Below are 20,337 nucleotides of genomic sequence, written 5' to 3'. Positions count from 1 at the left end.
AATTAAATCAACACGAGAACCCATACGACGCCATGAGCGACGACAATTCACACAGTAGTGACACAGTAAACAGCAAAAAGGGATTTTTCTCCCTCTTACTCAGCCAACTTTTTCACGGTGAACCCAAAAACCGTGATGAATTATTGGCGCTGATCCGTGACTCCGGGCAAAACGAGCTTATCGATGAAGATACGCGCGACATGCTCGAAGGGGTAATGGATATCGCCGACCAGCGCGTCCGCGATATTATGATCCCGCGCTCGCAAATGATTACCCTGAAACGCAACCAGCCGCTGGACGAGTGCCTCGATGTGATCATCGAATCCGCCCACTCGCGTTTCCCGGTCATTAGCGAAGATAAAGATCACATTGAAGGGATTCTGATGGCTAAGGATCTGCTGCCGTTTATGCGCAGCGACGCCGAAGCTTTCAGCATGGAAAAAGTGTTACGCCCGGCGGTTGTCGTGCCTGAAAGCAAGCGGGTCGACCGCATGCTGAAAGAGTTCCGCTCGCAACGTTATCATATGGCAATCGTCATCGACGAGTTCGGCGGCGTCTCCGGCCTGGTGACGATTGAAGACATCCTTGAGCTTATCGTCGGCGAAATCGAAGACGAGTATGACGAAGAGGAAGATATCGATTTCCGTCAGCTAAGCCGTCATACCTGGACGGTACGCGCGCTGGCATCGATTGAAGACTTCAATAAAGCCTACGGCACCCACTTCAGCGATGAAGAGGTCGATACTATCGGCGGGCTGGTGATGCAGGCCTTTGGTCATCTGCCGGCCCGCGGCGAGTCGATTGACATTGATGGTTACCAATTCAAGGTCGCAATGGCTGACAGCAGACGTATTATTCAGGTCCATGTAAAGCTTCCTGATGATGCGCCGCAGCCGAAGCTGGAAGACTAATTTAACGGGACGATTAACCTAAATGGTATTTGCCTCTTTACTTGAACGCCAGCGCGTACGTCTGCTGCTGGCGCTGTTATTCGGAGCCAGCGGAACGCTGGCTTTTTCACCTTACGACTTCTGGCCGGCGGCCATCGTCTCGCTGTTTGGTCTGCAGGCGCTCACTCTTAACCGTCGCCCGCTACAGAGCGCCTGGATTGGCTACTTCTGGGGGCTTGGGCTATTCGGCACCGGAATTAACTGGGTTTACGTTAGCATCGCGCAGTTCGGCGGCATGCCGGGCCCGGTTAACGTTTTCCTCGTTGCCCTCCTGGCGGCCTATCTATCGCTGTATACCGGCCTTTTCGCCGGGCTCCTCGCGAAACTGTGGCCGAAAACCAACTGGATCCGTCTGGCCATCGCCGCGCCTGCGGTCTGGCAAATTACCGAATTTCTCCGCGGCTGGGTATTGACCGGTTTCCCGTGGCTGCAGTTCGGCTATAGCCAGATTGACGGCCCGCTGAAAGGTCTGGCGCCGGTGATGGGCGTTGAGGCGATAAACTTTCTGTTAATGGTGGTCAGCGGCCTGCTGGCGCTAGCTATCGTGCGGCGACACTGGAAACCGTTACTGGTGGCGATAGTGCTGTTTGCCCTACCCTTCCCGCTGCGTTATATCCAGTGGTATCAACTGCTGCCAGAACGGGCGACGGAAGTCTCTTTGGTGCAGGGCGATATTCCGCAGGCGATGAAATGGGATGAAAACCAGCTGGTTAATACCCTGAAAACCTACCTCGATCTCACCCAGCCGCATATGGGTAAATCGCAGCTGATTATCTGGCCGGAATCTGCGATCCCGGATCTGGAAATCAATCAGCAGCATTTCCTCAGCATGGTTGATGACCTGATGCGGGCCAAAAATAGCTCGCTGATTACCGGTATTGTCGATGCGCGGCTCAATAAACAAAACCGCTACGATACCTACAACACCATCATTACGCTGGGTAAAGATAATCCGTACAGCTACGACTCGACCAACCGCTACAACAAGAACCATCTGGTGCCGTTCGGCGAATTTGTGCCGCTGGAGTCGATTTTACGCCCGCTGGCGCCGTTCTTCGATTTGCCGATGTCCTCGTTCAGCCGCGGTCCTTACGTGCAGCCGCAGCTGGTGGCGCATAACCTGAAACTCACGGCGGCAATTTGCTACGAAATTATTCTCGGCGAACAGGTCCGCGATAATTTCCGCCCGGATACCGATTACCTGCTGACCATCTCCAACGATGCGTGGTTTGGTAAATCGATCGGCCCGTGGCAGCACTTCCAGATGGCGCGGATGCGCGCGCTGGAGCTGGCGCGCCCGCTGCTGCGCAGCACCAACAACGGTATTACCGCCGTTATCGGCCCGCGTGGTGAAATTCAGGACATGATCCCGCAGTTTACCCGCGCGGTGTTGACCACTAAGGTCACGCCAACCACCGGCCTGACGCCGTATGCCCGTACCGGCAACTGGCCGCTGTGGGCGTTAACCGCCCTCTTCGGCTTTGCCGCGCTGGTGATGAGCCTGCGCCAGCGTCGTCGCTAACCTTCTCCGCCGGGCTGCCGCCCGGCCAACTCCCGGCGGCGTTTGTCGCCGGTGACTCTTCCCAGCTTTACGCTCCCTTGCGCCAATCTGGCACGCCCATTGCTTAATTTCCCCCTGTAGACGATTTTGACCGCGGTTGCACCGGGGTTGCACCGAAAGCGTTCGCACTTCGCGCCATGTTGGTGCAACAAACCATTTTTGCCCATAAATGGTGCGGAGTGCTTCGCAAAAATAAACAATAACGCATCAAAATCTTTACATTAAGCCAAACTAAATGCTAACAAGCTCATACAAATACTGCACTTTAAGATTGCAGACGATTCCCGAAAGCGCCGCCTTACGGCAGAGCTAACGGGAATAACAACACATACACACAATCACAATGGGTATCACTAGCGTCCCTGGCGTTAAGGATAAGGAGTTGGATATGCAATTACGTAAACTGGCCGCCGCAATGCTGGTCATGGGAGTGACCGCCGGTCTGGCGCACGCTGAAGATGCCGCCCCGGCCGCAGGTCAGAGCACGCTGGATAAAATCGCCAAAAACGGGGTGATCGTCGTCGGCCACCGCGAATCGTCCGTACCATTCTCCTACTACGATAACCAACAGAAAGTGGTGGGTTACTCTCAGGATTACTCCAACGCTATCGTTGAAGCCATCAAGAAAAAACTGAACAAACCCGATCTGCAGGTGAAGCTGATTCCGGTCACCTCGCAGAACCGTATCCCGCTGCTGCAGAACGGCACCTATGATTTCGAGTGCGGCTCCACCACCAACAACCTGGAGCGCCAGAAACAGGCCGCCTTCTCTGACACGATCTTCGTCGTCGGCACCCGTCTGCTGGTGAAAAAAGGCGGCCCGATTAAAGACTTCCCGGATCTGAAAGACAAAGCGGTGGTCGTCACCTCCGGTACCACCTCGGAAGTGCTGCTGCATAAGCTCAACGACGAGAAGAAAATGAACATGCGCATCATCAGCGCGAAAGATCACGGTGACTCCTTCCGTACTCTGGAAAGCGGCCGCGCGGTGGCCTTTATGATGGATGATGCCCTGCTGGCCGGCGAGCGCGCAAAAGCGAAGAAACCGGATAACTGGGAAATCGTCGGTACGCCGCAATCGAAAGAGGCCTATGGCTGCATGCTGCGTAAAGACGACGCGTCGTTCAAAACGCTGGTCGATGACACCGTCGCCCAGGCGCAGACCTCCGGCGAAGCGGCAAAATGGTTCGACACCTGGTTCAAGAACCCGATTCCGCCGAAAAATCTGAACCTGAACTTCGAACTGTCCGACGACATGAAGGCGCTGTTCAAATCACCGAATGATAAAGCTCTTAACTAATTAAAAAAACAGGGGCTCGACAAAGTAGCCCTCCCGATTGTTGCCTTCGCACGGACAGACTATACGGCGGCTGGTCGTTCCCCAGCCGCCGCGAATACCGAAACAAGCAGGGCAACAATCTTCGAGGGTAGCGCTGCTACCCTTTTTTTTCTGGAGTTTATTTATGTCAATAGACTGGAACTGGGGAATATTCCTGCAACCCGCCCCGTTCGGCAACACCACTTACTTAGGCTGGTTATGGAGCGGCTTTCAGGTTACCGTCGCACTGTCGATTAGCGCCTGGATTATCGCTTTCCTTGTCGGCTCGCTGTTCGGCATTCTGCGTACCGTCCCTAACCGCTGGTTAGCCGGGATTGGTACCTGTTACGTCGAACTGTTTCGTAACGTTCCACTGATCGTGCAGTTCTTTACCTGGTACCTTGTTATTCCGGAGTTTCTGCCGGAAAACGTCGGTATGTGGTTTAAATCCGAGCTGGATCCCAATATTCAGTTCTTTGTCTCCTCAATGCTGTGCCTCGGGCTATTTACCGCCGCCCGCGTCTGCGAGCAGGTCCGCGCCGCGATACAGTCCCTTCCGCGCGGGCAAAAAAATGCCGGCCTGGCGATGGGCCTGACCCTGCCGCAAACCTATCGCTACGTGCTGCTGCCGAACGCCTATCGCGTTATCGTGCCGCCGATGACCTCGGAAATGATGAACCTGGTAAAAAACTCGGCCATCGCTTCCACCATCGGCCTGGCGGATATGGCGGCGCAGGCCGGCAAGTTACTGGATTACTCTGCCCACGCCTGGGAATCGTTTACCGCGATCACCCTCGCCTATGTCTTCATCAACGCCGTCATTATGCTGGTGATGTACGTGGTTGAACGTAAAGTTCGTCTGCCGGGCAATATGGGAGGCAAATAATGTACGATTTTGACTGGAGTTCAATTGTTCCTTCCATGCCCTACCTGCTGGCAGGATTGGTCATTACGCTGAAAATCACCGTCACGGCGATTATTATCGGTATCGTCTGGGGCACCATTCTGGCGGTGATGCGCCTGTCAAGCTTCCTGCCGTTGGCGTGGTTTGCCAAAACCTACGTTAACGTTTTCCGCTCGATTCCGCTGGTGATGGTGCTGCTGTGGTTCTATCTGATCGTTCCCGGATTCCTGCAAAACGTGCTGGGGCTGTCGCCGAAAACCGATATTCGCCTGATTTCGGCGATGGTGGCATTTTCGATGTTTGAAGCGGCCTACTATTCGGAAATTATTCGCGCCGGGATCCAGAGTATTTCCCGTGGTCAGTCGAGCGCCGCGCTGGCGCTGGGGATGACCCACTGGCAATCGATGAAGCTGGTGATCCTGCCGCAGGCCTTCCGCGCGATGGTCCCGCTGCTATTAACCCAGGGGATTGTGCTGTTCCAGGATACCTCACTGGTGTATGTCCTGAGTCTGGCTGATTTCTTCCGTACCGCCTCTACTATTGGCGAGCGCGACGGAACCCAGGTGGAAATGATCCTGTTCGCAGGCGCCGTTTATTTTGTATTTAGTCTCAGCGCATCGCTGTTGGTCAGCTGGTTGAAGAAAAGGACTGTGTAATGATTACCCTGAAAAATATTTCAAAATGGTATGGTCACTTTCAGGTGCTGACCGATTGCTCCACCGAAGTGAAAAAAGGCGAAGTGGTGGTAGTTTGCGGGCCGTCTGGCTCCGGTAAATCGACGCTGATTAAAACCGTTAACGGCCTTGAGCCGGTGCAGCAAGGCGAAATTATCGTTGATGGCACTCAGGTTAACGATAAGAAAACCAATCTTGCTAAACTGCGTTCCCGCGTCGGTATGGTATTCCAGCACTTTGAACTGTTCCCGCACCTGTCGATCATCGACAACCTGACGCTGGCGCAGATTAAGGTTCTCAATCGCGATAAAGAATCTTCGCGTAAAAAGGGACTTAAGCTGCTGGAACGCGTGGGTCTGGCGGCGCATGCGGAAAAATACCCGGCGCAGCTCTCCGGCGGCCAGCAGCAGCGTGTCGCGATCGCCCGCGCGCTGTGCATGGATCCGATTGCGATGCTGTTCGATGAGCCGACTTCAGCGCTTGACCCGGAGATGATCAACGAAGTGCTGGATGTCATGGTTGAGTTGGCTAACGAAGGTATGACCATGATGGTGGTGACGCACGAAATGGGCTTTGCCCGTAAAGTAGCCAACCGGGTCATCTTTATGGATGAAGGTAAAATTGTCGAAGATGTCGATAAAGAAGCCTTCTTTGCCAACCCACAATCAGAACGCGCGAAAGATTTCCTTGCCAAAATCCTGCACTAAAATCCCAGCGCGCACCTCATGTGCGCGCCTTCTTCCCCTGCGGTATTTGCATACATATATTAGTGGTTTATTTTAAGCTCCCTTCTATCAAGCAAATAAATAATTCAACCTCCTCGCCTAATAATTCACATTCTAAATTAGTTTAATTCATATAAAATTCAGTTTCCTTCGCATGGCTAAGCGTTACCGCCACCGCTAACATACCCCCCTTTAAAAACGACCTCAGGAAATACGTCTCTACATAACATTATCAACAATAAAAATAATATTTTTATAGATAACCCTATGGGCTTAATTACGCCACGCCTTGAGCGCGCTTAAACAACGGCATACACATTCAATGAAACAAATGGATCTTGCTTCATGTTTAATAAACACAATCTGCTTCACGCCCTACTAATTTTATTATTATGCCAGCATCAGGCTATTGCCAGCACCATTGCCTCGGCCACAACGAATCAAAACGAGCAGGATAAAGCGCGTCAGGCGGCGTTGACGCCACAGTATCAGGCCGCCCAGGCTTCACAAATTAATACCGACCGACAAACGCTCACCTTTCCGGAGGAAGAAAACTGCAGGCTCATCAATAATATTTATATCGATTCTGCCGAGCCGAAGCTCACTCATCAGCTTCTGGACAACCTTACAGCTCAGGCTCTGCATCGTTGTCTGGGGATTAACGGCATTCAGCATCTCGCCATGGCATTACAAAATGAGTTAATCGCCCGGGGTTATATCACTTCATTGGTGACCATCCCGGAACAATCATTGGCGGAAGGGGCATTAAGGCTCGAGCTGGCTTATGGCAAAATCGGTGAAATACTCTGGTCAACCGCAAGTGAGCAAACCACCAGCATCTGGAACAATATCCCCGCCAGCAAGGGAGATATTCTGCGCCTCTCTGACCTGGAACAGGGGATGGAAAACCTGCGTCGCCTGCCGGGAAGTTCAGCGAATATGCAAATCTTGCCGGGACAGCGGGAGGCGGAAAGCAATCTGCAGCTTACGCGGCGTCTGGATAAAAAGTGGCAGGTCGGTGCCTGGGTTGATGATGCTGGCAGCCGCGCCAGCGGCCGCTATCAGGCCGGGGGCGCGCTCTATTTGTATGATGTCACCACGCTCAACGATATTTTCTATGTCTCCGGCGGCGGCGATATTGAATTTAATCAGCATAATGACGGCAACCAGAATGGCAGTCTGTATTACTCGATCCCCTTCGGCTACTGGTCATTAAGTCTTTACGGTTCGCAGAGTCAATATAGACAGCTGTTCAAAGGCGCCTGGTCGCAAACGGACTATAAAAGTAAAAACCGCTACTACAGCGCTACGCTGTCGCGACTCCTGTCGCATACTCGTCAGCAACAGACATCGCTGGATTTACGCATCGCAAAAAGCGCTTCACGCTACTACTTTGGCGGTGAGGAGCTCGGGGTGATGCGCAAACAGAACCCGACATGGGAGCTGACGCTACGCCAGCAACGTTATTTCGATAAAAAAGTCGTCGCCGCCAGTCTGGGGCTACAACGCCGCCTTCCATGGCTAAGCTCCGTCGCCACGCCAGAAGAAAAAGCAGGCCTGTTCAGCAAGCGTTCACGCGTCGTGCACGCCGACTTGCAGGCTTTGATGAAATTCGATGTAACCGGCGATAAATTTAGTTACGCACCGCATGTTAATGCGCAATATAGCCCGGACATCCTCTCTTCGGACAACCAATTTAATATTGGCAACCGCTGGACGGTCCGTGGATTTGATGGCGAATATACTCTCTCCGGCAATCAGGGCTGGTACTGGAGTAATGATTTCATCTGGGATATCGCCGGCCCGGAACAGCAATTTTATTTAGGATTAGATATTGGTCGTATTATCGGCAGTGAACAATATCGGCAAGGAAAAGTTATTTCAGGTGCCGTTAGCGGATTGCGCGGTGATATATTCTCAACACAATATGATTTTTTCATCGGCACACCGCTAAGTAAACCAGATAACTTTAGTAGTGACTCATTCAATATGGGTTTCTCATTGAAGTGGAAGTATTAACACAACCTATTTTTCACTATATTTAAAGGAATAAATTCATGTTTAAGTTTAAATTAACCTATGTTGCTTTAGCAGCAGCGTTAAGCTCGACGGTGGTATACGCCGATCCGTCGACTTACACCCATCTATCAGGCGCAACGGTGGTTGATATTGAAGCGCCGAATGCTGCAGGCGTTTCGCACAACCTGTATCGCGAATTTAACGTAGGTAGCAATGGATTAATACTTAACAACAGCGACAGCGATATCAATCACGCGACTTTTGGCAATATTGCTAAAAACAATAATCTGACCAACGGCGGCGCATCGGTGATCCTCAATGAAGTCACCTCCAATAAAGCCAGTTCCCTGAATGGTTTTATTGAGGTCGCCGGACTAAAAGCCGATGTCGTGATTGCCAACCCCAATGGCATTACCTGCTCTGGTTGTAGTTTCGTTAATACCAACAAGGCGGTATTAACCACAGGCCAGGTCAATATGACCGATGAAGGCGCTATCGGCAGCTATACCATCACCGATGGCAAAATTACTATTGGCGAGAAGGGCATGGATGCCTCCACCAGCTATGCCGCATTGCTGGCTGACGCCGTCGCCATCAATGGCATGGTCAACGCAGGTAACGCCACGGTCGGCGGCGGTAACTTCACCTTCGACAACAGCACTGGCGCCATGACTAGCGCAGGTAAAAGCGCTACCGTCCTGCAAATGATCAGCCCGGTATACAGTATTGATATCAGTAGCCTGGGCGGCATCAAAGCCAACAGTATCAGTATGGTCGGTAACAATTTAGGCTTTGGCGTGCGTAACAAAGGGTCAATCACCGCCAACTCGACGCTTTCTATCACCAACAATGGATTACTGACCAACGATGGCTCCATCGCCAGTAATGGTTACCTTACCAGCATCGCCGCCTCTGGAAATTTCACTAATAACGGTACGCTGACGACCAAGAATATGACCATGATTACTACCTATGGCGCTCTCAATAACGGCAGCAAGGGCACGATCAGTTCAACAAAGCAGCTGGTGCTCAATGCCAGCGGCAATATCCAGAACAGCGGAACGATTAGCGCGACGTCCAGTCTGGTAGCCGCCAGCAACGGAGCGATAACCAACAACGCTGGTGCCAAAATCACTTCCGATGCGCAGATTACCGCCACGTCGTTAGGTAATTTCACCAATGACGGGACGATCAAAGGTAAAAACACTGCGTTAAACTTTATTGGCACCAATTTTAAAAATACCGGCACTATCAGCGCGACGGGTAAAGTGGCCGTGAAATCGCTGAAGCAGGATAGCACCACCAATACCGGTGAGATTTATAACCTGGGCACTATTAGCGGTGAAAATATTGATATGCAAACCAACGGCACGCTGGCGCAAAGCACCAGTGGTCGCATGGAGGCCACCAACGCCATTACCGCGCATAGCTACTGGCTGAATAACAACGGTTATATGAAAGCCGCTGATATTACTACCGATCATGGCACGATTAGTAACACAGGTACTATCACCGCGGCCAATGTCTCTCTGACAACTTATTATGATGTTACTAATGAAGGGACGATTTACAGCACCGGCGATCTGCTGCTGGACACCCAGTTGAAAGGCAATATCTATAACTACTCATTAATTCAGGCGAACGGCACCTTAACCATGACCGCGAAAAAGGTTGTTAACAGTGGTCGCGGCTGCGGTTGGTTGAAATTTAATACCTGTGATGTCGGCACCATCAGCGCCAACAAGATGGTCCTCAACTCCTCATATAAATACGCCAGCGAGATGGGCGGTTATCAATACTTTAAGATTGCGGAAATCAATACCGTTCTGTAATGACTCAGCGATGCGCAGCGCAATGCGCATCGCTGCTTTTAGCGTTTACGGCTCAAATGGCCGACGCTGGAACTGATCGTGCCCGCACTTTGGGCACCGCGGCAATACGTCCGGGGTATACACCGCCAGGTGATAGTGGCACTTCTCGCATACCAGGTTGCCAAGACCTACCACTTCACCGCTGTGATAGACCCCGTGGTGGTTCAGATCCTGAAATACTTCGCGCCACTCAAGCTGGGTTTTATCGGTGATATCGGCAAGCTCCTGCCACAGACTCTCTTTGATCACCCGCATAAATACGCTGTCGCTGTCGTCTTCCTGACTCTCTTCATAGCTGCGGGCAAATTCTTCCAGATCGCGCTTTACCGCCGCGATTAGCGATTCAATCTCGCTCTGCGTCAAATCGCCTGCCTGGGTGATTTTCTCCCTCGCCTGCTTCACCAGCGCGTCAATGTCACGCTCTCCATTGCGCAGCCGTTCACTGAGCGAGGAGACCAGTTCCCGGTAATATTGAGCAACCTTGTTCATCATTTCGCCTCCGGTGTGATTAACTGCTTCTAATAATAGACGTTATCGGCGGTTTGCTTTGCCATCCGCGCCACAGAGTCGCGAAAAATTCTGCGTCGCTTTTGCCGATGTTAATGTGCGAAAGGCTGTTTTGACGTGGACGTTTGGGCTATGCTATGCCGATCTGAAATAACACATCCATTGGCTACATTTTGTAGCTGTATTGAAAACAGGACCACTGGCTGCCATGCAAGAGCAATACCGCCCGGAAGAGATAGAATCGAAAGTCCAGCTTCACTGGGACGAAAATCGTACATTTGAAGTAACTGAAGACGAGAGCAAAGAGAAGTATTACTGCCTGTCGATGCTTCCTTATCCTTCTGGTCGACTACACATGGGTCACGTGCGTAACTACACCATCGGCGACGTCATCGCGCGCTATCAGCGCATGCTGGGCAAAAACGTCCTGCAGCCGATCGGTTGGGATGCGTTTGGTCTGCCTGCGGAAGGCGCGGCGGTGAAAAACAATACCGCCCCAGCCCCGTGGACCTATGACAACATCGCATACATGAAAAACCAGCTTAAAAAGCTGGGCTTCGGCTATGACTGGAGCCGTGAAATTGCGACCTGCACCCCGGAATACTACCGCTGGGAGCAAAAATTCTTCACCGAGCTGTATAAAAAAGGCCTGGTGTACAAGAAAACCTCCGCGGTCAACTGGTGTCCGAACGATCAGACCGTGCTGGCTAACGAACAGGTTATCGACGGCTGCTGCTGGCGCTGCGACACCAAAGTTGAGCGCAAAGAGATCCCGCAGTGGTTTATTAAAATCACCGCCTACGCCGACGAACTGCTCAACGATCTGGACAACCTGGATCACTGGCCTGACACCGTTAAGACCATGCAGCGCAACTGGATCGGCCGCTCTGAAGGGGTAGAAATCTCCTTTAACGTCAACGACTACGCCGATAAGCTGACCGTCTACACCACCCGCCCGGATACCTTCATGGGCTGCACCTACCTTGCCGTCGCAGCGGGTCACCCGCTGGCGCAACAGGCTGCGGCTAACAATCCGGCGCTGGCCGCCTTTATCGACGAATGCCGTAATACCAAAGTTGCCGAAGCCGATATGGCGACGATGGAGAAAAAAGGCGTCGACACCGGCTTTAAAGCTATTCACCCGCTGACCGGCGAAGCCATCCCGGTATGGGCGGCTAACTTCGTACTGATGGAGTACGGCACCGGCGCGGTGATGGCCGTTCCGGGTCACGACCAGCGCGACTACGAGTTTGCCAGCAAATACGGCCTGAACATCAAGCCAGTTATTCTCGCCGCTGACGGTTCCGAGCCGGATCTCTCCGAGCAGGCCCTGACCGATAAAGGCGTGCTGTTTAATTCCGGCGAATTTAGCGGCCTGGATTACGAAGCAGGCTTCAACGCCATTGCCGATAAACTGGCCGCGATGGGCGTTGGCGAGCGCAAAGTTAACTACCGCCTGCGCGATTGGGGAGTTTCCCGCCAGCGTTACTGGGGCGCGCCAATTCCGATGGTGACCCTGGAAGACGGTACCGTGCTGCCGACGCCGGAAGATCAGCTGCCGGTAATCCTGCCGGAAGACGTGGTCATGGACGGCATCACCAGCCCGATCAAAGCCGACCCGGAGTGGGCGAAAACCACCGTTAACGGCATGCCGGCGCTGCGTGAAACCGACACCTTTGACACCTTTATGGAGTCTTCCTGGTACTACGCGCGCTATACCTGCCCGCAGTACGATAAAGGCATGCTGGACCCGAATGCCGCGAACTACTGGCTGCCGGTGGATATCTATATCGGCGGTATCGAACACGCGATTATGCACCTGCTCTATTTCCGCTTCTTCCACAAGCTGATGCGCGATGCCGGTATGGTGAACTCCGATGAGCCAGCCAAACAGCTGCTGTGCCAGGGCATGGTACTGGCCGATGCGTTCTACTACGTCGGCGAAAACGGCGAGCGTAACTGGGTATCACCGATTGACGCTACCGTTGAGCGTGATGAAAAAGGCCGCATCGTTAAAGCCTTCGATCCGCAGGGCCGCGAGCTGGTGTACACCGGCATGAGCAAAATGTCCAAGTCGAAGAACAACGGTATCGACCCGCAGGTGATGGTTGAACGCTACGGCGCGGATACCGTACGTCTGTTCATGATGTTCGCGTCTCCGGCGGAAATGACCCTGGAGTGGCAGGAATCCGGCGTAGAAGGCGCGAACCGCTTCCTGAAACGCGTCTGGAAACTGGTTTACGAGCATACCTCTCAGGGCCCGGCTGTCGCCCTGGACGTGGCAAGCCTCAGCGAAGATCAGCAAGCGCTGCGTCGCGACGTGCACAAAACGATTGCCAAAGTGACCGATGATATCGGCCGTCGTCAGACCTTCAATACCGCCATTGCCGCGGTGATGGAGCTGATGAACAAACTGGCGAAAGCGCCGCAGGAAGGCGAGCAGGATCGCGCGCTGATGCGTGAGGCTCTGCTGGCAGTCGTACGTATGCTCAACCCGTTCACTCCGCATGCCTGCTTCACCCTGTGGCAAGAACTGGGCGGCGAAGGCGATATCGACAACGCGCCGTGGCCGGTAGCGGACGAAAGTGCAATGGTTGAAAACACGACTCTGGTCGTCGTCCAGGTAAACGGTAAAGTTCGTGGTAAAATTACCGTTGCGGTAGATGCAACCGAGGAGCAGGTTCGTGAACGTGCAGGCCAGGAACATCTGGTCGCAAAATACCTTGAAGGCGTGACCGTACGTAAAGTGATTTACGTTCCGGGCAAACTGCTCAATCTGGTCGTTGGCTAAGCGCGGGAGGAAGCGTGCGATATCTGGCAACAATGCTGTTATCTCTGGCGGTGTTAATCACCGCCGGTTGCGGCTGGCATCTGCGTAGCAATACGCAGGTTCCAACCACAATGAAAACTATGATTTTCCAGTCAAGCGATCCGAACGGTCCGTTAAGCCGTGCGGTACGTAATCAGCTGCGTCTGAATGGCGTTGAGCTGATCGATGCCGATACGCTGCGTAAGGACGTTCCGTCCCTGCGTCTTGGTAACTCATCCATTCAGAAAGATACGGCATCCATTTTCCAGGATGGTCGTACTGCTGAATACCAGATGGTGCTGACCGTTAACGCCACCGTATTGATCCCGGGTCATGACATTTACCCGATCAATACCAAGGTTTATCGTTCATTCTTCGATAACCCGCAGGCGGCGCTGGCGAAAGATGCCGAGCAGGACATGATTGTTCGTGAGATGTACGACAAGGCCGCGGAACAGCTGATCCGCAAATTGCCGAGCGTGCATGTTGCGGATGTCGAAGCCACCAAAGAGGCTGAGCAACCGGTGTCTGGAACCCCGGCCGCCTCGACCTCCGGCAACCGCGTTTCCACTACGCTGGGTAACTGATGATTCGGTTGTACCCGGAACAACTCCGCGCGCAGCTCACTGAAGGGCTGCGCGCGACGTATTTATTGCTTGGTAACGATCCGCTGTTGTTACAGGAAAGCCAGGATGCCATCCGCGAAGCCGCGGCCGCCCAGGGCTTTACCGAACATCACACCGCGACCATCGATGTCAGCACCGACTGGCCCGCCCTTTTCTCCTTAAGTCAGGCGCTGAGCCTCTTTTCCAGCCGCCAGACGCTTCTGCTTATTCTGCCGGAAAACGGTCCGAATGCGGCGATTAACGAACAGCTAGCCACGCTGGTCGGTATGCTGCATGAAGATCTGCTGCTGATTGTCCGCGGCAATAAGCTTACCAAAGCCCAGGAAAACGCAGCATGGGTAACCGCGCTTGCCAGCCGCGCCGTACAGGTCAGCTGTCAGACGCCGGAATATGCGCAGCTACCGCGCTGGCTGGCCGCCCGCGCTAAGCAGAACAAGCTGCAATTAGATGAAGCCGCCAGCCAACTGCTGTGCTACTGCTATGAAGGTAATCTGCTGGCGTTAGCGCAGGCGCTGGAGCGACTCTCGCTGCTGTGGCCTGACGGCAAGCTGACGTTGCCTCGCGTTGAGCAGGCGGTGAATGATGCCGCCCACTTCACGCCATATCACTGGGTCGATGCCCTGCTGGCCGGCAAGAGCAAGCGCGTACTGCACGTCCTGCAGCAACTGCGCCTTGAAGGCTGCGAACCCGCCATTTTGCTGCGCACGCTGCAGCGCGAACTGCTGCTGCTGGTGAACCTGAAGCGCCAGTCGGCGCATACGCCGCTGCGTACGCTGTTTGATAAACACCGGGTCTGGCAGAACCGCCGTCAACTGGTTGGCGACGCGCTCACGCGCCTCAGCGCCGAGCAACTGCGCCAGGCCGTCACGTTATTAACCCGCGCCGAGCTCACCTTCAAACAAGATTATGGCCAGTCAATATGGCCCGAGCTGGAAAGTCTTTCGTTACTGCTCTGCCATAAAGCGCTGGCGGACGTTTTCATTGATGGTTGATATGACTCAGTTGCAGGCGATGTACGGCGGCACCTTCGATCCGGTGCATTATGGCCACCTGAAGCCGGTAGAAATTCTGGCGAACCAGATCGGTCTTAACCGGGTGATCATCGTCCCCAATAACGTCCCGCCGCATCGTCCGCAGCCGGAGGCCACCAGCGCCCAGCGCGTACATATGCTCGAGCTGGCGATAGCGGATAAACCGCTGTTTGTCCTCGATGAGCGCGAGCTGCGGCGCGATACCCTGTCCTGGACGGCGCAAACGTTGCAGGAGTGGCGACAGGAACAGGGTCCCGACCGACCGCTGGCGTTTATTATTGGTCAGGATTCGCTGTTGACCTTCCCCACCTGGCATAACTACGCCACGATCCTCGATAACGCCCATCTGATCGTCTGCCGTCGTCCGGGATATCCACTGGCGATGAAGCGCGAAGAAGATCAGCAATGGCTCGATAAACATCTCACCCACGATATCGAGCTGTTACATAACCGCCCCGCCGGCGCTATCTATCTGGCGGAAACGCCGTGGTTCGATATTTCCGCCACGCTGATTCGTCAGCGTCTGCAGCAGGGGGTCTCCTGCGCCGATATGCTGCCCGCGGCCGTGCTGGACTACATTCACCAGCAGAAGCTCTATTGCTGAGAACCCGCTGCGGGGATATCGTTACGCTACGCGATTTCCACGGAGTGCATCATGAAATTATGGCTGGTTCGCCACGGCGAAACGCAGGCTAACGTCGACGGGCTGTATAGCGGTCACGCCCCCACCCCGCTCACCGAACGCGGTATCCAGCAGGCGTGCTCGCTGGGTGACTGTCTGCGGGCGGTACCTTTCGAGCTGGTATTGTGCAGCGAGCTGGAGAGGACCCAGCATACCGCCGACCTGGTGCTCGCTGGTCGGCTAATCCCACGGCAAGTGATTCCTTCGTTGAATGAGATGTTTTTTGGCGATTGGGAAATGCGCCACCATCGCGATCTGCAAAAAGAAGATCCGCAGAACTACGCCGCATGGTGCAAAGACTGGCAGAACGCCGCGCCGACCAACGGCGAAAGCTTCCAGGCCTTCGCGCAGCGTATCGCGGCTTTTGTCGCCACCCTCGGGCAATATCAGCCGCGGGATAACCTGCTGATCGTCGGCCACCAGGGCGCTTTAAGCCTGTTAATCGCACTCTTATTGCAGATGCCTGCGTCAGCAATGTGGCATTTTCCCCTCGCCCACGGCTGCTGGAGCCTTATCGAACGACGCGACGATTTTACAACCCTGCGGGTATTAAATAGCCAGGCGCAGTGGCGCGCGGAATAAGAATTCATGACCGCCCATTGACAGCCCCGAGCAGGCTGCTATTCTCCGCAGCCAGGCTACACCCGCTATACGCATCTTACAGAAATTGTTTTACAAAAATGGCGATGCATTCGTCGGCAAGGGATGGGATGATAGCCCGCTTTCAAGGGCTGAAAGCTGACTTTTCTCCCGACATTGCCATGACTTCGGGTATACTGTCAGGCTCGTTATTGTTATCACTCTTCACGCACCCAGGGGGAACACTTGCAGGGTAAAGCACTCCAGGATTTTGTTATCGACAAAATTGATGACCTGAAAGGTCAGGACATCGTCGCCATTGATGTACATGGCAAATCCAGCATCACCGATTGCATGATTATTTGCACCGGCACGTCTACGCGCCACGTGATGTCCATCGCCGACCATGTGGTGCAGGAATCCCGCGCCGCCGGAATGCTGCCGCTGGGCGTTGAAGGTGAAGCCGCCGCCGACTGGATCGTGGTCGATCTGGGCGACGTAATGGTTCACGTCATGCAGGAAGAGAGCCGTCGTTTGTACGAGCTGGAAAAACTCTGGAGTTAATGCGTGAAGCTACAATTGGTGGCCGTTGGCACCAAAATGCCGGACTGGGTTCAGACCGGCTTTAGCGAATATCTGCGCCGTTTTCCAAAAGATATGCCGTTCGAACTGGTAGAGATCCCTGCCGGTAAGCGCGGAAAAAATGCCGATATCAAACGCATCCTCGAAAAAGAGGGCGAAATGATGCTGGCGGCCGCAGGCAAGAACCGTATCGTGACCCTGGATATTCCCGGTAAGCCCTGGGATACGCCGCAGCTGGCGCGAGAACTGGAACGCTGGAAGCAGGATGGCCGGGACGTCAGTTTACTCATTGGCGGCCCGGAAGGTCTCTCTCCGGCCTGCAAAGCGGCAGCGGAACAGAGTTGGTCCCTTTCCACGCTCACGTTGCCTCACCCGTTAGTTCGCGTGCTGGTGGCTGAGAGCCTGTATCGTGCGTGGAGCATTACGACTAACCACCCTTACCACCGTGAGTAATGATGACCTGGGTAGACTAAGCAGCGAATGAAATTACAGAATTCTTTCCGCGACTATACGGCTGAATCCTCGCTGTTTGTACGCCGGGCGCTGGTCGCTTTTACGGGCATTTTGTTGCTTACCGGCGTGCTGATTGCCAACCTCTACAACGTACAGATTGTCCGTTTCAACGACTATCAAACGCGTTCCAATGAAAACCGTATTAAGCTGGTCCCCATTCCGCCCAGCCGCGGCATTATCTACGATCGCAACGGCACGCCGCTGGCGCTGAACCGCACCATCTATCAGTTAGAGATGATGCCAGAAAAAGTCGATAACGTGCAGCAGACGCTGGATGCGCTGCGCGACGTCGTCGACCTGACCGACGACGACATCGCCGGCTTTAAAAAAGAGCGCGCGCGCTCTCACCGCTTCACCTCGATTCCGGTGAAGGTCAATCTTAATGAAGTCCAGGTGGCGCGCTTCGCCGTAAACCAGTACCGCTTCCCCGGGGTCGAAGTCAAAGGCTACAAGCGCCGCTACTATCCCTATAACTCCGCCCTGACCCACGTTATCGGCTACGTCTCTAAAATTAACGATAAAGACGTCGATCGCCTGGATAAAGAGGGCAAGCTGGCTAACTACGCGTCGACCCACGACATCGGTAAGCTGGGAATCGAGCGCTATTATGAAGACGTGCTGCACGGGCAAACCGGTTATGAAGAGGTTGAAGTCAACAACCGCGGCCGCGTTATTCGCCAGTTAAAAGAAGTGCCTCCGCAGGCCGGACGCGATATCTACTTAACCCTTGATTTGAAGCTGCAGCAGTATATCGAAACGCTGCTGGCGGGCAGCCGCGCGGCGGTAGTGGTCACCGACCCGCGCAGCGGCGCGATTCTGGCGCTGGTTTCAACCCCGAGCTACGATCCCAACCTGTTTGTCGATGGTATCTCCAGCAAAGATTATTCCGGACTCCTCAACGATCCGAATACCCCGCTGGTTAACCGCGCCACACAGGGGGTCTATCCACCCGCCTCGACGGTAAAACCCTACGTCGCCGTCTCGGCCTTAAGCGCCGGCGTCATTACCCGCAATACCAGTCTGTTCGACCCCGGCTGGTGGCAGTTGCCTGGATCGGAAAAACGCTATCGCGACTGGAAAAAATGGGGCCACGGTCACCTGAACGTCACTAAAGCGCTGGAAGAGTCCGCGGATACCTATTTCTATCAGGTCGCCTATGATATGGGCATCGACCGCCTTTCCGAATGGATGAGTAAATTCGGCTACGGCGACTACACCGGCGTCGACCTGGCGGAAGAGCGCTCCGGTAACATGCCCACTCGCGAATGGAAGCTCAAGCGCTTTAAGAAACCCTGGTACCAGGGCGACACCATCCCGGTCGGTATCGGCCAGGGCTACTGGACCGCTACGCCGATTCAGATGAACAAAGCGCTGATGATCCTGATAAATGACGGTGTGGTTAAAGTCCCTCACCTGCTGCAAAGCACGCTTGAAGACGGTAAACAGGTACCGTGGGTTCAGCCGCATGAACCGCCGGTCGGCGATATTCATTCCGGCTATTGGGAAATCGCTAAAGACGGGATGTATGGCGTTGCCAACCGCGGCAACGGTACCGCGCACAAATACTTTGCCAGCGCGCCGTATAAGATTGCGGCGAAGTCCGGTACCGCGCAGGTATTCGGCCTGAAAGCCAACGAAACCTATAACGCGCACCGAATTTCCGAGCGTCTGCGTGACCACAAGCTCATGACGGCGTTTGCGCCTTACAACAACCCCCAGGTCGCGGTGGCGATGATCCTGGAGAATGGCGGCGCCGGCCCGGCGGTCGGTACCATTATGCGCCAGATCCTCGATCACATCATGCTGGGTGATAACAACACCAATCTGCCGAGTGAGAACCCGGCGGTGACGGCGGGGGAGGATCAATAATGACCGATAATCCGAACAAAAAATCGCTATGGGATAAAATCCATCTTGACCCAACGATGCTGCTCATTCTGCTGGCGCTGCTCACCTACAGCGCGCTGGTTATCTGGAGCGCCAGCGGCCAGGACGTAGGCATGATGGAGCGCAAAATCGGCCAAATCGCCATGGGCGTGGTGATTATGATCGTGATGGCGCAGATCCCGCCGCGGGTATATGAGGGCTGGGCGCCCTACCTGTATATTTTCTGTATTATTTTGCTGGTTGCCGTAGACGCCTTCGGCGCTATCTCCAAAGGCGCACAGCGCTGGCTCGATCTCGGTATTGTTCGTTTTCAGCCCTCGGAGATTGCTAAAATAGCCGTGCCGCTGATGGTAGCGCGGTTCATAAACCGCGATGTCTGTCCGCCTTCACTGAAGAATACCGCCATCGCGCTGGTCCTGATCTTCCTGCCGACCCTGCTGGTTGCGGCGCAGCCAGACCTCGGCACTTCTATTTTGATCGCCCTCTCCGGCCTGTTTGTTCTGTTCCTCTCCGGCCTGAGCTGGCGCTTAATCGGCATCGCGGTGGTACTTGTCGCCGCCTTCATTCCGATTTTATGGTTCTTCCTGATGCACGACTACCAGCGTCAGCGCGTAATGATGCTGCTCGATCCGGAGACCGATCCGCTGGGCGCGGGCTATCATATTATTCAGTCCAAAATCGCTATTGGTTCCGGCGGATTACGCGGTAAAGGCTGGTTGCATGGTACTCAGTCGCAGCTCGAATTCCTGCCGGAGCGCCATACCGACTTTATCTTCGCCGTACTGGCGGAAGAGCTGGGGCTTATCGGGGTGTTGATCCTGCTGGCATTGTACATTTTGCTTATCATGCGCGGACTATGGATCGCCGCCCAGGCGCAAACCACCTTTGGCCGCGTCATGGCAGGCGGTTTAATGTTGATTTTATTCGTTTATGTCTTCGTAAATATTGGTATGGTAAGTGGTATTTTGCCGGTGGTGGGGGTACCTTTGCCGCTGGTCAGCTACGGGGGCTCAGCCCTAATCGTATTGATGGCCGGGTTTGGTATCGTTATGTCGATCCATACCCACAGAAAAATGTTGTCGAAAAGCGTTTAAGGGGT

At 54.1% G+C, this 20,337-nt stretch carries 18 protein-coding genes; 17 read left to right on the top strand and 1 reads right to left on the bottom strand.

The annotated features are described in order from the left end of the window. Nucleotides 1–32: 32 nt before the first annotated feature. The 8 genes from corC (at nucleotide 33) to AC22LX_RS15355 (ending at nucleotide 9,983) form a co-directional block, all read left to right on the top strand. A complete protein-coding gene (corC, locus tag AC22LX_RS15390; protein ID WP_213293154.1) occupies nucleotides 33–911 on the top strand; it encodes a CNNM family magnesium/cobalt transport protein CorC in 879 nt (292 codons plus the stop codon). 22 nt (nucleotides 912–933) lie between these two features. Further along, complete coding sequence (gene lnt, locus AC22LX_RS15385) at nucleotides 934–2,472, top strand: apolipoprotein N-acyltransferase (RefSeq protein ID WP_487334076.1); 1,539 nt, start codon at nucleotides 934–936, stop codon at nucleotides 2,470–2,472. Nucleotides 2,473–2,899: 427 nt separating this feature from the next. Further along, nucleotides 2,900–3,811 carry an amino acid ABC transporter substrate-binding protein gene (locus tag AC22LX_RS15380; RefSeq protein ID WP_015367719.1) on the top strand — a complete coding sequence of 304 codons (912 nt, stop codon included), beginning with the start codon at nucleotides 2,900–2,902 and terminating at the stop codon, nucleotides 3,809–3,811. 163 nt (nucleotides 3,812–3,974) lie between these two features. Further along, nucleotides 3,975–4,715 (top strand): amino acid ABC transporter permease, encoded by a 741-nt coding sequence (locus tag AC22LX_RS15375; protein WP_045392974.1) that lies wholly within the window; start codon nucleotides 3,975–3,977, stop codon nucleotides 4,713–4,715. Beyond that, nucleotides 4,715–5,389, top strand: a complete 675-nt coding sequence (gene gltK / locus AC22LX_RS15370) for a glutamate/aspartate ABC transporter permease GltK (protein ID WP_015367721.1) — start codon at nucleotides 4,715–4,717, stop codon at nucleotides 5,387–5,389. Before AC22LX_RS15375 ends, gltK begins: the two co-directional genes overlap by 1 nt. Beyond that, nucleotides 5,389–6,114: an amino acid ABC transporter ATP-binding protein gene (locus tag AC22LX_RS15365; protein ID WP_015367722.1), complete on the top strand. Its 726-nt coding sequence runs from the start codon at nucleotides 5,389–5,391 to the stop codon at nucleotides 6,112–6,114. The genes gltK and AC22LX_RS15365 overlap by 1 nt, the downstream gene beginning before the upstream one ends. A gap of 363 nt (nucleotides 6,115–6,477) precedes the next feature. Next, nucleotides 6,478–8,151: a ShlB/FhaC/HecB family hemolysin secretion/activation protein gene (locus AC22LX_RS15360; RefSeq protein WP_487334075.1), complete on the top strand. Its 1,674-nt coding sequence runs from the start codon at nucleotides 6,478–6,480 to the stop codon at nucleotides 8,149–8,151. Between the two features lie 38 nt (nucleotides 8,152–8,189). Continuing rightward, on the top strand, nucleotides 8,190–9,983 hold the full coding sequence (locus AC22LX_RS15355; RefSeq protein ID WP_045392969.1) for a filamentous hemagglutinin N-terminal domain-containing protein: 1,794 nt from the start codon (nucleotides 8,190–8,192) through the stop codon (nucleotides 9,981–9,983). A 45-nt stretch (nucleotides 9,984–10,028) separates the two neighbouring features. Here the strand turns inward: AC22LX_RS15355 and AC22LX_RS15350 are convergent, their stop codons facing one another. After that, complete coding sequence (locus tag AC22LX_RS15350; RefSeq protein ID WP_045381625.1) at nucleotides 10,029–10,511, bottom strand: zinc ribbon-containing protein; 483 nt, start codon at nucleotides 10,509–10,511, stop codon at nucleotides 10,029–10,031. Between the two features lie 226 nt (nucleotides 10,512–10,737). Between AC22LX_RS15350 and leuS the strand changes: the two genes are divergently transcribed. The 9 genes from leuS to mrdB all read left to right on the top strand — a co-directional run bounded on the left by leuS (nucleotide 10,738) and on the right by mrdB (nucleotide 20,332). Continuing rightward, nucleotides 10,738–13,320: a leucine--tRNA ligase gene (gene leuS, locus AC22LX_RS15345; protein WP_487334074.1), complete on the top strand. Its 2,583-nt coding sequence runs from the start codon at nucleotides 10,738–10,740 to the stop codon at nucleotides 13,318–13,320. A gap of 14 nt (nucleotides 13,321–13,334) precedes the next feature. Next, a complete protein-coding gene (gene lptE / locus AC22LX_RS15340; protein WP_047068301.1) occupies nucleotides 13,335–13,925 on the top strand; it encodes an LPS assembly lipoprotein LptE in 591 nt (196 codons plus the stop codon). Next, entirely contained in the window at nucleotides 13,925–14,956 is a 1,032-nt protein-coding gene (gene holA, locus AC22LX_RS15335) for a DNA polymerase III subunit delta (protein WP_487334073.1), read from the top strand. The genes lptE and holA overlap by 1 nt, the downstream gene beginning before the upstream one ends. Next, entirely contained in the window at nucleotides 14,949–15,599 is a 651-nt protein-coding gene (nadD, locus tag AC22LX_RS15330; protein WP_045392963.1) for a nicotinate-nucleotide adenylyltransferase, read from the top strand. Before holA ends, nadD begins: the two co-directional genes overlap by 8 nt. 51 nt (nucleotides 15,600–15,650) lie before the next feature. Then, nucleotides 15,651–16,259 carry an adenosylcobalamin/alpha-ribazole phosphatase gene (locus AC22LX_RS15325; RefSeq protein ID WP_289577254.1) on the top strand — a complete coding sequence of 203 codons (609 nt, stop codon included), beginning with the start codon at nucleotides 15,651–15,653 and terminating at the stop codon, nucleotides 16,257–16,259. Nucleotides 16,260–16,502: 243 nt separating this feature from the next. After that, on the top strand, nucleotides 16,503–16,820 hold the full coding sequence (gene rsfS, locus AC22LX_RS15320; protein ID WP_002894623.1) for a ribosome silencing factor: 318 nt from the start codon (nucleotides 16,503–16,505) through the stop codon (nucleotides 16,818–16,820). Nucleotides 16,821–16,823: 3 nt separating this feature from the next. Beyond that, nucleotides 16,824–17,291: a 23S rRNA (pseudouridine(1915)-N(3))-methyltransferase RlmH gene (gene rlmH / locus AC22LX_RS15315; RefSeq protein WP_015367732.1), complete on the top strand. Its 468-nt coding sequence runs from the start codon at nucleotides 16,824–16,826 to the stop codon at nucleotides 17,289–17,291. A 27-nt stretch (nucleotides 17,292–17,318) separates the two neighbouring features. After that, nucleotides 17,319–19,220 (top strand): peptidoglycan DD-transpeptidase MrdA, encoded by a 1,902-nt coding sequence (gene mrdA / locus AC22LX_RS15310; RefSeq protein WP_045381467.1) that lies wholly within the window; start codon nucleotides 17,319–17,321, stop codon nucleotides 19,218–19,220. After that, entirely contained in the window at nucleotides 19,220–20,332 is a 1,113-nt protein-coding gene (mrdB, locus tag AC22LX_RS15305) for a peptidoglycan glycosyltransferase MrdB (protein WP_008805635.1), read from the top strand. The genes mrdA and mrdB overlap by 1 nt, the downstream gene beginning before the upstream one ends. The last annotated feature ends 5 nt before the right edge of the window (nucleotides 20,333–20,337 follow it).

Source organism: Klebsiella sp. PK01 (assembly GCF_057624675.1).
Note: the sequence above shows the minus strand (reverse complement) of the source record. Positions and strands in the feature narration are given on the sequence as shown.